This is a genomic window from Leclercia sp. W6 (assembly GCF_003336345.1).
Taxonomy (GTDB): Bacteria; Pseudomonadota; Gammaproteobacteria; order Enterobacterales; family Enterobacteriaceae; genus Enterobacter.
Genome location: NZ_CP031104.1, coordinates 3481132 through 3493620 on the forward strand (window position 1 = coordinate 3481132; position 12489 = coordinate 3493620).

General features: G+C 57.6%; 13 protein-coding genes. 7 read left to right on the forward strand and 6 right to left on the reverse strand.

Translation table 11 applies throughout. The annotated features are described in order from the left end of the window. Window positions 1-175 precede the first annotated feature (175 nt). From lldP to trmL, 4 genes are all read left to right on the forward strand, one after another. Window positions 176-1831: an L-lactate permease gene (gene lldP, locus DVA43_RS16935; protein ID WP_114316218.1), complete on the forward strand. Its 1656-nt coding sequence runs from the start codon at window positions 176-178 to the stop codon at window positions 1829-1831. Beyond that, window positions 1828-2598, forward strand: coding sequence for a transcriptional regulator LldR (lldR, locus tag DVA43_RS16940; protein WP_114316219.1), 771 nt, complete (start codon window positions 1828-1830; stop codon window positions 2596-2598). The genes lldP and lldR overlap by 4 nt, the downstream gene beginning before the upstream one ends. Then, on the forward strand, window positions 2598-3785 hold the full coding sequence (gene lldD / locus DVA43_RS16945) for an FMN-dependent L-lactate dehydrogenase LldD (protein ID WP_103177742.1): 1188 nt from the start codon (window positions 2598-2600) through the stop codon (window positions 3783-3785). Before lldR ends, lldD begins: the two co-directional genes overlap by 1 nt. 65 nt (window positions 3786-3850) lie before the next feature. After that, entirely contained in the window at window positions 3851-4321 is a 471-nt protein-coding gene (gene trmL / locus DVA43_RS16950) for a tRNA (uridine(34)/cytosine(34)/5-carboxymethylaminomethyluridine(34)-2'-O)-methyltransferase TrmL (RefSeq protein ID WP_114316220.1), read from the forward strand. 67 nt (window positions 4322-4388) lie between these two features. Here the strand turns inward: trmL and cysE are convergent, their stop codons facing one another. The 5 genes from cysE to DVA43_RS16975 all read right to left on the reverse strand — a co-directional run bounded on the left by cysE (window position 4389) and on the right by DVA43_RS16975 (window position 7506). Further along, window positions 4389-5210 (reverse strand): serine O-acetyltransferase, encoded by an 822-nt coding sequence (cysE, locus tag DVA43_RS16955; protein WP_103177740.1) that lies wholly within the window; start codon window positions 5208-5210, stop codon window positions 4389-4391. 79 nt (window positions 5211-5289) lie between these two features. After that, window positions 5290-6309, reverse strand: a complete 1020-nt coding sequence (gene gpsA, locus DVA43_RS16960; RefSeq protein WP_103177739.1) for an NAD(P)H-dependent glycerol-3-phosphate dehydrogenase — start codon at window positions 6307-6309, stop codon at window positions 5290-5292. Continuing rightward, window positions 6309-6776 carry a protein-export chaperone SecB gene (secB, locus tag DVA43_RS16965; protein ID WP_032615746.1) on the reverse strand — a complete coding sequence of 156 codons (468 nt, stop codon included), beginning with the start codon at window positions 6774-6776 and terminating at the stop codon, window positions 6309-6311. The genes gpsA and secB overlap by 1 nt, the downstream gene beginning before the upstream one ends. 32 nt (window positions 6777-6808) lie before the next feature. Next, complete coding sequence (grxC, locus tag DVA43_RS16970; RefSeq protein WP_103177738.1) at window positions 6809-7060, reverse strand: glutaredoxin 3; 252 nt, start codon at window positions 7058-7060, stop codon at window positions 6809-6811. 14 nt (window positions 7061-7074) lie between these two features. Beyond that, window positions 7075-7506: a rhodanese-like domain-containing protein gene (locus tag DVA43_RS16975; RefSeq protein ID WP_103177737.1), complete on the reverse strand. Its 432-nt coding sequence runs from the start codon at window positions 7504-7506 to the stop codon at window positions 7075-7077. Window positions 7507-7754: 248 nt separating this feature from the next. Between DVA43_RS16975 and gpmM the strand changes: the two genes are divergently transcribed. From gpmM to DVA43_RS16990, 3 genes are read left to right on the forward strand one after another with little or no spacing between them, the layout of a single operon-like run. After that, on the forward strand, window positions 7755-9302 hold the full coding sequence (gene gpmM / locus DVA43_RS16980) for a 2,3-bisphosphoglycerate-independent phosphoglycerate mutase (protein WP_114316221.1): 1548 nt from the start codon (window positions 7755-7757) through the stop codon (window positions 9300-9302). Window positions 9303-9311: 9 nt separating this feature from the next. After that, window positions 9312-10595, forward strand: coding sequence for a murein hydrolase activator EnvC (gene envC, locus DVA43_RS16985; RefSeq protein WP_103824325.1), 1284 nt, complete (start codon window positions 9312-9314; stop codon window positions 10593-10595). A gap of 3 nt (window positions 10596-10598) precedes the next feature. Further along, window positions 10599-11543: a divergent polysaccharide deacetylase family protein gene (locus tag DVA43_RS16990; RefSeq protein ID WP_114316222.1), complete on the forward strand. Its 945-nt coding sequence runs from the start codon at window positions 10599-10601 to the stop codon at window positions 11541-11543. Window positions 11544-11564: 21 nt separating this feature from the next. On the opposite strand, the gene DVA43_RS16995 is transcribed toward DVA43_RS16990, so the two are convergent. Continuing rightward, complete coding sequence (locus tag DVA43_RS16995; protein WP_114316223.1) at window positions 11565-12368, reverse strand: glycosyltransferase family 2 protein; 804 nt, start codon at window positions 12366-12368, stop codon at window positions 11565-11567. Window positions 12369-12489 lie beyond the last annotated feature (121 nt).

The following is a 12489-nucleotide window of genomic DNA, read 5'->3' on the forward strand; positions in this document are numbered from 1 at the left end:
CATTTCTATAATCTTCGCTCACAAACACATTGCCGACCAATAACATTTGGTTAACCATTTGTTGTCATTAACCCTACATCACACTATTGGCAGGACCACTTTTACACATAATGTGACGCAGAGATGAGCACAGACTCACCGCCTCACAGAAGGTGTGGTCCTCAGGAGACCTGCAATGAGCCTCTGGCAACAAAACTACGATCCGGCAGGAAATATCTGGCTATCAAGCCTGATCGCCTCGCTACCTATTCTGTTCTTCTTCTTTGCGCTGATTAAGCTCAAGCTGAAGGGCTATCTTGCGGCGACGTACACCGTTGCCATTGCCCTGCTGGTAGCGCTGTTCTTCTATAAAATGCCTGTGGATCGCGCCCTAGCCTCGGTGGTGTATGGCTTCTTCTACGGCCTGTGGCCCATCGCCTGGATCATCATTGCCGCGGTCTTTGTCTATAAAATCTCGGTGAAGACCGGGCAGTTCGACATTATCCGCTCGTCGATCCTCTCCATCACCCCGGACCAGCGCCTGCAGATGCTGATTGTCGGCTTCTCCTTCGGCGCGTTCCTGGAAGGGGCTGCCGGATTCGGTGCCCCGGTGGCGATCACCGCCGCCCTGCTGGTGGGCCTTGGCTTTAATCCACTCTATGCCGCGGGTCTGTGTCTGATCGTCAACACCGCGCCGGTGGCGTTTGGTGCGATGGGTATTCCAATTCTGGTGGCCGGGCAGGTAACCGGGCTGGACAGCTTTGAAATCGGCCAGATGGTGGGCCGTCAGCTGCCGTTCCTGACCATTATCGTGCTGTTCTGGATCATGGCGATTATGGACGGCTGGCGCGGCATTAAAGAGACCTGGCCTGCGGTAATGGTCGCGGGTGGCTCGTTCGCCATCGCCCAGTACCTGAGCTCTAACTTCCTTGGCCCGGAACTGCCGGATATTATCTCTTCCCTGGTCTCGCTGGTCTGCCTGACGCTGTTCCTGAAACGCTGGCAGCCGGTGCGTATCTTCCGCTTTGCCGACATGGGCGCATCGCACGTGGATCAGACCCTGGCCCGCACGGGCTATACCGCAGGACAAATCGTCCGCGCGTGGTCGCCGTTCCTGTTCCTGACCGCGACCGTGACGCTGTGGAGTATCCCACCGTTTAAAGCCCTGTTCGCTCCGAACGGCGCGCTGTATGACATGGTGGTCAATATCTCCGTGCCGTTCCTCGACAAGATGGTTGCCCGTATGCCGCCGGTGGTACACGACGCCACGCCGTACGCGGCGGTGTTCAAGTTCGACTGGTTCTCGGCCACCGGTACCGCCATTCTGTTTGCCGCCCTCCTTTCCGTGGTATGGCTGCGCATGAAGCCTGCCGCCGCGGTGCAGACTTTTGCCGCAACCATTAAAGAGCTGATGCTGCCGATCTACTCCATCGGCATGGTGCTGGCGTTCGCCTTTATCTCGAACTACTCCGGCCTGTCGTCCACGCTGGCCCTGGCGCTGGCCCATACCGGTTCAGCCTTCACCTTCTTCTCGCCGTTCCTCGGCTGGCTGGGAGTGTTCCTGACCGGGTCAGATACTTCATCGAACGCCCTGTTCGCGGCCCTGCAGGCGACCGCCGCGCAGCAGATTGGCGTGTCGGATGTTCTGCTGGTGGCGGCCAACACCACCGGTGGCGTCACCGGGAAGATGATCTCCCCGCAGTCCATCGCCATTGCCTGTGCGGCGGTAGGCCTGGTGGGGAAAGAGTCCGACCTGTTCCGCTTTACCGTTAAACACAGCCTGATATTTACCTGCATGGTCGGGGTCATCACCACCCTGCAGGCCTATGTCTTAACCTGGATGATCCCATGATAGTAATGCCCAGACGCCTGTCCGACGAGATTGCTACTCGCGTGCGGGCGCTGATTGAAGAGATGCAGCTGGAAGCGGGCATGAAGTTGCCCGCCGAACGCCAGCTTGCTGCCCGGCTTGGCGTATCGCGTAACTCGCTGCGCGAAGCCCTGGCGACCCTGGTCAGCGAAGGGGTGCTGGTAAGCCGTCGCGGTGGCGGCACCTTTGTGCGCTGGCAGGACGATGACTGGTCCGGGCAGAACATTGTTCAGCCATTGAAAACTCTGATGGAGAACGACCCGGACTACAGCTTTGACATCCTCGAAGCCCGCCACGCCATAGAAACCAGCACCGCCTGGCATGCGGCTATGCGGGCAACAGAAGCGGATAAAGAGAAGCTCAAAGCCTGTTTCGAGGCCACCCAAAGCAGCGATCCGGATATCGCCTCGCAGGCAGACGTCCGGTTTCATCTGGCCATTGCCGAGGCCTCACACAACGTCGTGTTGCTCCAGACCATGCGCGGCTTCTTCGACCTGCTGCAATCGTCCGTAAAGCAGAGTCGCCAGCGCATGTATCTGGTGCCGCCGGTTTTTGCCCGGCTGACCGAGCAGCACGAAGCGGTCCTCAACGCCATTCTGGCAGGTGATGCCGAAGCCGCACGCGCCGCGATGATGGCGCATCTGGGCTTCGTCCACACCACTATTAAACAATTTGATGAAGATCAGGCCCGGCAGGCGCGTATCACCCGTCTGCCGGGCGATACCGTTATTTCCAGGGAGAAGAACTGATGATCATTTCCGCAGCCAGTGACTATCGCGCCGCCGCCCAGCGCATCCTGCCACCGTTCCTGTTTCACTATATCGATGGAGGGGCCTATTCCGAGTACACCCTGCGTCGCAACGTGGAAGACCTGTCGGAAGTGGCCCTGCGCCAGCGCGTGCTGAAGAATATGTCCGACCTGAGCCTTGAGACGAAGCTGTTCAATGAAACGCTCTCCATGCCGGTCGCCCTCGCCCCGGTCGGGCTGTGTGGCATGTACGCCCGCCGGGGTGAAGTGCAGGCCGCCGCCGCCGCGGATGCGAAAGGCATTCCGTTTACGCTTTCAACCGTCTCGGTCTGCCCGATTGAAGAGGTGGCTCCGACTATCAAGCGCCCGATGTGGTTCCAGCTTTACGTCCTGCGCGACCGCGGTTTTATGCGCAATGCCCTGGAGCGCGCGAAAGCGGCAGGCTGTTCCACACTGGTCTTTACCGTGGACATGCCGACCCCCGGCGCACGCTATCGTGATGCTCACTCCGGAATGAGCGGTGCCAATGCGGCGATGCGCCGCTACTGGCAGGCGGTAACGCATCCGCAATGGGCGTGGGATGTGGGGCTTAACGGCCGCCCGCACGATCTGGGGAATATCTCCACCTATCTGGGTAAACCGACGGGGCTGGAAGATTATATTGGCTGGCTGGCGAATAACTTCGATCCGTCCATCTCGTGGAAAGACCTGGAGTGGATCCGCGAGTTCTGGGATGGCCCGATGGTGATCAAAGGGATCCTCGATCCGGAAGATGCCCGGGATGCGGTGCGTTTTGGCGCCGACGGGATTGTGGTGTCGAACCACGGCGGCCGCCAGCTCGACGGCGTGCTCTCCTCGGCCCGCGCCCTGCCCGCCATTGCCGATGCGGTAAAAGGCGATATCGCAATTCTGGCGGACTCCGGGATCCGCAACGGGCTGGACGTGGTACGCATGATTGCCCTCGGCGCCGATACGGTCCTGCTGGGTCGCGCCTATCTGTATGCGCTGGCGACCCACGGCCAGGCAGGCGTCGCCAATCTGCTCAACCTGATCGAGAAAGAGATGAAGGTGGCAATGACGCTGACCGGCGCGAAAACCATCCCGGAAATCAGCAAGGAGATGCTGGTGCAGGAGTTGAGTAAGCTCCCTGCCGGGCTGGCGCCGCTGGCGCAGGGGAACGCGGCTTAACCCCTCATCCTCTCCCCAAAGGGGAGAGGGGATGGTATCCTGCCCCCGCTATTCAAGGGGGCAGCATGCTTAACATCGTTTTATTCGAACCAGAAATTCCACCTAATACCGGCAACATCATCCGCCTGTGCGCCAATACCGGGTTCCGTCTGCACATCATTGAGCCGATGGGCTTTACGTGGGACGACAAGCGCCTGCGCCGCGCCGGGCTGGATTACCACGAATTCACCGCCGTGGTGCGCCATAAGGACCTGGCTGCATTTATGGACGCGGAAAAGCCGGAGCGGATCTTTGCCCTGACGACGAAAGGCACGCCTGCCCACAGCGCCGTGAGCTATCAGAAAGGGGATTATCTGCTGTTTGGTCCGGAAACGCGCGGCCTGCCAGCCACCATTCTTGATGCTCTGCCCGCTGAACAAAAAATTCGTATTCCGATGATGCCGGACAGCCGCAGCATGAACCTGTCGAACGCGGTGTCGGTCGTGGTGTATGAGGCCTGGCGCCAGCTGGGATACCCTGGCGCGATATTACGGTAGCCCGGATAAGAGGCTTGCGTTGCCAACCGGTAATGCCCGGTAAGCGCAGCGCCACCGGGCCTACAGGTTAAATCCCGTCGCCATACTCAAAGGTATGGTGGATGCCGTTGAAGAACTGATCCATATCCATTGCTGGCTTGTCGCTGTCTGGCTTGCCGACGATACGCGCCGGAACGCCAGCCGCGGTGGTATGCGGAGGCACAGGTTGCAGCACTACGGAACCGGCGCCAATTTTCGCGCCGCGCCCGACTTCGATATTGCCGAGGATCTTCGCGCCTGCGCCAATCATCACCCCTTCACGGATTTTCGGGTGACGGTCGCCGCTGGTTTTCCCGGTACCGCCCAGGGTCACGGACTGCAGGATCGAGACGTCGTTTTCAATCACCGCCGTTTCACCCACTACAATACCCGTCGCGTGGTCGAGCATGATGCCGCGGCCAATCTTCGCCGCCGGGTGAATATCCACCTGGAAACTCACCGAGACCTGATTCTGCAGGAAGATGGCCAGCGCACGGCGGCCTTCGTTCCATAGCCAGTGGCCGATACGGTAGGACTGCAGGGCGTGGAAACCTTTCAGATAGAGCAATGGCGTGGAGTATTTATCCACCGCCGGGTCGCGGTTGCGTACCGCCTGTATATCGCAGGCGGCGGAGGCGATCATCTCTGGGTCAGCCGCGTAGGCCTCTTCCACCACTTCACGGATGGCGATAGCCGGCATGATCGGTGAAGCCAGTTTGTTGGCGAGCATATAGCTCAGGGCGCTGCCGAGATTTTCGTGCTTGAGTAGCGTCGCGTGGTAGAAACTGGCCAGCATGGGCTCACAGTCAGCCAGAGCCCGGGCTTCGGCTTTAATATTGTTCCAGACGATATCCAGTTCTTCACACGGCATTGCTTACTCCAGACGTAATAATAATGACCGGCCAGTTCTTTGCTGGCCGGGTCATTCAGGTGATAACGCTTTCCTGCGGTTAACGGCTGCTACGCTCGTCCTTGCGTGCGCGACCTAATAAGGTCAATGCTGCCTCGCGCGCATTTTTTCCGCAATACAATACCTGATAAATTTCCTCGGTTATTGGCATTTCGACACCAAAGCGGTGTGCCAGCTCGCGGACTTCTTTGGTATTGCGGTAGCCTTCCACCACCTGGCCGATCTTCTCCTGCGCGCCGATCACATCCATGCCCTGGCCGAGCATCATGCCAAAACGACGGTTACGGGACTGGTTGTCGGTACAGGTCAGCACCAGATCGCCTAATCCCGCCATCCCCATAAAGGTGGCCGGATCGGCACCGAGCGCCGCGCCAAGACGGGACATTTCAGTTAAACCACGGGTGATCAGAGCGGTACGTGCGTTGGCGCCAAAGCCGATGCCGTCGGACATGCCCGCACCGATAGCGATAACGTTCTTCACCGCGCCGCCCAGCTGTACGCCGATAAAATCGGGGTTGCTGTAAACGCGGAAGCTCTTACCGCAGTGCAGCAGCTGCTGCAGATCGTCAGCGAAGGTCTCATCGGTCGAGGCCAATGAAATGGCCGTCGGCAGCCCTGCCGCCAGCTCTTTCGCAAAGGTCGGGCCGGAGATCACCGCCAGCGGAATGGCATCGCCCAGCGCTTCGCGGGCGACATCCTGTAACAGGCGTCCGGTTTCGGCTTCCAGCCCTTTAGTCGCCCAGACCACGCGCGCATCGTCACGCATTAGCGGTTTAATCTGTCGCAGCACCTGGCCAAACACGTGGCTCGGCACCACGATCAGAATATTACGGCTGGCGGCAAGCGCCGTCGCCAGATCGCTTTCAAGATGCAGGGAGTCAGGGAAAGGCACATCGGGGAGGAACGCGACGTTGCAGCGATCGGCTTGTAACGTCGCGATATGTTTGGGATCGTGGCCCCAGAGGACCACTTCGTGTCCATTTCTTGCCAGAGTAATAGCAAGAGCGGTGCCGTAAGAGCCGGCACCGATCACAGTCATTGACGCATTGACAGTACTCATCAGGCATCCTGATGTTGTTCAGTACCTTCGCCAGCTTGCTGCTGCAGATAGTTCATGAACAGCGCATCGAAGTTCACCGGCGCAAGGTTCAGTTGCGGGAACGTACCACGGGAAACCAGGCTGGTGATGCATTCACGGGCATACGGGAACAGGATGTTCGGGCAGTATGCACCCAGGCAATGCGCCATCTGATTACCTTCGATGCCGCCGATGGAGAAGATGCCGCCCTGCTGTACTTCGCACAGGAATGCAGTCTCTTCGCCCAGAGAGGCGGTTACGGTAACACGCAGCACGACTTCATACACATCTTCCGCCAGCTGGGTGGAAGCGGTATCCAGATCAAGTTTAACCTCTGGCTGCCAGTCTTTCTGGAAAACGTGCGGCGCATTAGGTGCTTCGTAGGAGACATCTTTGGTGTAGATGCGCTGGATCTGGAAAGTCATCTCGGTATTATTTTGTTCTGACATGGAAAAGCCCTTTTTAATTGTCCTAAAACGCCTTAGCGCAGCAGCGGATCGAGTCCACCACGCGCGTCAAGCGCATACAAGTCATCACAGCCACCAATGTGCTGCGCATCGATAAAAATCTGCGGAACCGTCGTACGGCCACTACGTTTAATCATCTCTTCACGCTTTGCAGCGTCGCCATCAATCGGCAGTTCCTGGAAGGTAACGCCTTTGCTGTCCAGCAGCGCTTTTGCACGATGGCAGAACGGACAGGTCGCTTTGGTGTAGATCTCGATATTGGCCATGTTCAGACTCCTGTTTACTTACCGCGAACCAGAGGCAGATTCTCGCCGCTCCAGCCAGAGATACCGTCCTTCAGGACAGTGACTTTCTCAAAGCCAGCTTTGACGAGCGTGTTTGCGGGCTCCTGAGCCTGCATACCGGTGCCGTCAACGACGATAATCGGTTTATCTTTATGCTTTTCCAGTTCGCCAAGGTTATTAGCTTTGATGTCGGTCGGCAGCAGGTTAATCGCCCCTGCAATATGGCCTTTGCGGAAATCATCACGCTGACGCAGATCGACAACCACTGCATCTTCTTTGTTGATAAGACGCGTTGCTTCGCCGCGGTTGATCACCTTCACTTTCGAGGTGAGGCCTTTGAACGTGGTGAAAAGTACTGCCGCCAGTAGACCAATCCACGCGATACAAAGTATGGGGTGGCGGCTGACAAATTGCATAATTTCTTGCATGGGGGGTAACGACTCCCGACTGAGTGAATAAAAAACCAGGACAGGAGTATACCTGTGCGTTGTGGCAAATACAGCCAGCGACAATAAGCTAATCCATTTTCTGCGTACTGCCACGAAAAAAAAGACCAAAAATGGCCTAACCTTAGCCCTACCCCTGCGGTTTCTTTGATCTTCTGCGGCTATTTGATCGATTCAGCTGTAGTAAAATTACGCAAATTTTCTGTCTTTTGAGCAAAGAGGTTGTCGCAATGTCGGTTTCTAAAAAACCTATGGTACTGGTGATTCTTGACGGCTATGGCTATCGCGAAGATCAGCAGGATAACGCTATTTTCAGCGCTAAAACCCCGGTTATGGATGCGCTGTGGGCAAAACGTCCGCACACCCTGATTGATGCTTCCGGCCTGGAAGTGGGTCTGCCCGATCGCCAGATGGGCAACTCCGAAGTTGGACACGTCAACCTGGGCGCAGGCCGCATTGTTTATCAGGACCTGACCCGTCTGGATGTTGAAATTAAAGAACGTACCTTCTTTGCTAACCCGGTGCTGACCGGCGCGGTTGAGAAAGCTGCCGCCGCAGGCAAAGCGGTGCATATTATGGGTCTGCTCTCCGCGGGCGGTGTTCACAGCCATGAAGATCACATCATGGCGATGGTGGAGCTGGCAGCAGAGAAAGGAGCAGACAAAATCTATCTGCACGCCTTCCTGGATGGCCGCGATACTCCACCACGCAGCGCTGAATCCTCCCTGAAAGCCTTTGAAGAGAAGTTTGCCGCACTGGGCAAAGGCCGCGTAGCCTCTATCATTGGCCGTTACTACGCCATGGACCGCGACAACCGTTGGGATCGCGTAGAGCAGGCCTACAATCTGCTGGTTGAAGCCAAAGGCGAGTTCCAGGCAGATACCGCTGTTGCCGCGCTGGCAGCCGCATATGCCCGCGATGAAAACGACGAGTTCGTAAAAGCGACCGTGATCCGTGCCGAAGGCCAGGCAGATGCCGCAATGGAAGATGGCGATGCGCTGATTTTCATGAACTTCCGTGCTGACCGCGCCCGCGAAATCACCCGTGCTTTCGTCAACGCCGATTTCGACGGCTTCGCCCGTAAAAAAGAGGTTAAGCTCGGCGATTTCGTGATGCTGACCGAATATGCCGCCGACATTAAAGCGCCATGCGCTTATCCGCCGTCATCTCTGGCGAACACCTTCGGCGAGTGGATGGCGAAGCACGACAAGACCCAGCTGCGCATCTCCGAGACCGAGAAATACGCCCACGTTACCTTCTTCTTTAACGGCGGCGTGGAAGAGTCCTTTAAAGGCGAAGATCGCATTCTGATCAACTCCCCGAAAGTGGCGACCTACGACCTGCAGCCAGAGATGAGCTCCGCCGAGCTGACCGAGAAGCTGGTTGCTGCTATCGAAAGCGGTAAATACGACGCCATCATCTGTAACTACCCGAACGGCGACATGGTGGGCCATACCGGCGTAATGGAAGCGGCAATTAAAGCCATTGAAGCGCTGGATCTGTGCATTGAACAGGTTACCAAAGCGGTGGAAGCCGCAGGCGGCCAGATGCTGATCACCGCTGACCACGGTAACGCCGAGCAGATGCGCGATCCGGCCACCGGTCAGGCGCATACCGCGCATACTAACCTGCCGGTACCACTGATTTATGTCGGTGATAAAACCGTGAAATCCGTTGATGGCGGTAAGCTTTCGGACATCGCCCCAACCATGCTGACCCTGATGGGCATGGAAATCCCGCAAGAGATGACTGGCAAGCCGCTGTTCATCGTGGAATAATCCCTCCCCATGAGGGGAAAGGCGATTGTTTCATTCACATGGGTCGTGAAGCCGTTACGGTTATCAGTCAGGCCTTTACTGTACGCCAGCGCACTCAGCGCTGGCGTATTGTTGTGCGCGGCATCCGCCCAGGCGGACGAGCGCGATCAGCTCAAAAGCATTCAGGCGGATATCGCCGCTAAAGAGCGGGCGGTACGCCAACAGCAGCAGCAACGCTCGTCGCTGCTTGCGCAACTCAAAAAGCAGGAAGAGGCCATCTCCGCGGCCGCACGTCAGCTACGTGAAACCCAGAACACCCTCGCCCAGCTCAATAAACAAATAGACGAGATGAATGCGTCTATCGCCAAACTTGAGCGCCAGCGCGCGGCTCAGGAGCGCAACCTTGCGGCGCAGTTAGACGCAGCTTTTCGCCAGGGTGAACACACCGGCGTTCAGCTGATCCTCAGCGGCGAAGAGAGCCAGCGCGGGCAGCGCCTGCAGGCCTATTTCGGTTACCTCAACCAGTCCCGCCAGGAGACCATCGCCCAGCTGAAGCAGACGCGCGAAGAGGTCACCACGCAGAAAGCGGAGCTGGAAGAGAAACAGAGCCAGCAGCAGACCCTGCTCTACGATCAGCAGGCGCAGCAAGCCAGGCTGGAGCAGGCGCGCAACGAACGTAAGAAAACCCTTGCCGGTCTCGAATCCTCCATTCAGGAAGGTCAGAGCCAGCTGAGCGAAATGCGCGCTAACGAATCGAAATTGCGCAACAGCATCGCCCGTGCAGAGGCGGCAGCGAAAGCGCGCGCCGAAAGAGAGGCCCGCGAAGCGCAGGCCGTGCGTGACAAACAGCAGGAAGCCTCCCGCAAAGGCACCACCTATAAACCGACCGAAAACGAACGTTCGCTGATGTCCCGCACCGGCGGTTTAGGCTCACCGCGCGGCCAGGCCTACTGGCCGGTACGCGGTTCTATTCTGCATCGCTATGGCGAACAGCTGCAGGGTGAGCTACGTTGGAAGGGGATTGTGATCGGTGCATCGGAAGGCAGCGAAGTCAAAGCTATCGCCGATGGCCGGGTGATCCTCGCCGACTGGCTACAGGGCTACGGCCTGGTGGTGGTGGTAGAGCACGGTAAAGGCGACATGAGTCTTTACGGCTACAACCAGAGCGCGCTGGTCAGCGTTGGTACCCAGGTGCGGGCCGGTCAGGCTATCGCCCTTGTGGGCAGCAGTGGCGGTCAGGGCCGCCCGTCACTCTATTTCGAGATTCGTCGCCAGGGTCAGGCGGTCAATCCACAGCCGTGGTTGGGAAGATAAGTTTTGCTTCAATTTCGTCGTATGGTTTTTCCCCTCGTCAGCGCACTGGCGCTGGCGATGCCGGTTTACGCAGGTAAACTCGCTATCGTTATCGATGACTTCGGTTATCGTCCACACACAGAAAATCAGGTCTTGGCGATGCCCTCCGCCATCTCTGTCGCCGTCCTGCCGAACGCGCCTCACGCGCATGAAATGGCCACCAAAGCCCATAACAGCGGGCATGAAGTGCTGATCCACCTGCCGATGGCGCCGCTCAGTAAACAGCCGTTGGAAAAAGATACGCTGCGCCCGGAGATGACCAGCGACGAGATCGAGCGCATCATCCGCGAAGCCTATGGCAAAGTCCCCTACGCCGTAGGGCTGAATAACCATATGGGCAGCGCCATGACCTCCAGCCTGTTTGGCATGCAGAAAGTGATGCAGTCGCTGGCGCGCTATAATCTCTACTTTCTGGACAGCATGACCATTGGCAACAGCCAGGCGATGCGCGCCGCGCAGGGCACCGGCGTGAAGGTGATTAAGCGCAAAGTGTTCCTGGACGATACGCAAAACGAAGTCGATATCCGTTTCCAGTTTAACCGTGCCGTACAGGTGGCCCGCCGATCGGGTTCAGCGATCGCCATCGGACATCCTCACCCCTCCACCGTTCGCGTGTTGCAGCAGATGCTGCCCAACCTGCCTGCGGATATTACCCTGGTACCCGCGAGCAGCCTGCTCAATGAGCCGCAGGTGGATACCTCCCGACCGGTCAGCACGCCGCCCGCTGGCGCTGCGCCTGGCACAAAACCGCGTAACCCTTTCCGGGGCGTGACGCTTTGTGCGCCTAAGCAGCCGCCTGAGCCGGTTTACGTCACCCGGTACTTCTCGGTAATTGGCGAAAGCATCAGCCAGAGTACACTGGTGAAATATGTCCAGCTGCAGTGGCAGGGCTGGGGTAAGAAAAGCTAATCCCGCCTCAGGCGGGATGGCCTACTCAATGACACGAGAGTCCGCGGGCTTTTTTTTGTCCGCGGACGCTTTTTGCTCCTGGTGTTGGTACCAGGCTTTGAAATATTTCAGAAAGCTGTAAAAGGTGGCGTAGAGACCGGTCACCACCCCCACTCTTCCCTGACGCCACGCGCCGCTAAACAGATACCACTTAAAGAACGCGCCGATGGCACTGATGACGCCACGGGCAATCGACGGCCTTACGGGCTGGTACTTCACCAGCCGGCTGGTGTAGCTGTTGAGCTTGTTGAATACTTCATGCAGGGAATAGAAGGTATCGTGGCGAACGCGGCCCGGTATTTTCGCCGACTGGATCACCCCTTCCACTTTGTCATCCACCGGACGCTGATTAAAACGCGCCTGAGTCCGGTTAAACAGCCGCACCGGGAAATCAGGCGAGGAGATGGGATAAATGGTGCGCACCTCTTCCCCCAGCACATGCCAGTAGCGGGCGATACGCCATGCCAGCTGTGGGTGGGGTTCATCACCCGCCTTCAGACGCAGGATAAAATCCACGGTTTCCGCATCCAGAATTTCATCGCTATCCATGCATAACACCCAGTCATTGCTCGCCAGATCGATGGCGTGATTCATCTGTACGCCATGCATGGCATAGGGGTGGTGATGAGGGGTGATGCCATACTCCTGGCAAATCGCTAATGTAGCGTCGTGACTGCCTGAGTCGAGAACAATGATTTCATCGGAGACGACGATCAACGGAGGCAGCACTTCACGCAGCAACCGGGCGGAATTACAGGTCAACAAACAAACGGTGAGCTTGAACATATGCGCTGTAAAGTTAAGTAAACCTTAGCCAACTCTATAAGCGCAGGGCGAAAAAAGCGAAGAAAAGTTAGTATCAATCCGTTTGTGGACGTAAAAACGTGAGACCAGCGAAAAAAAGCGC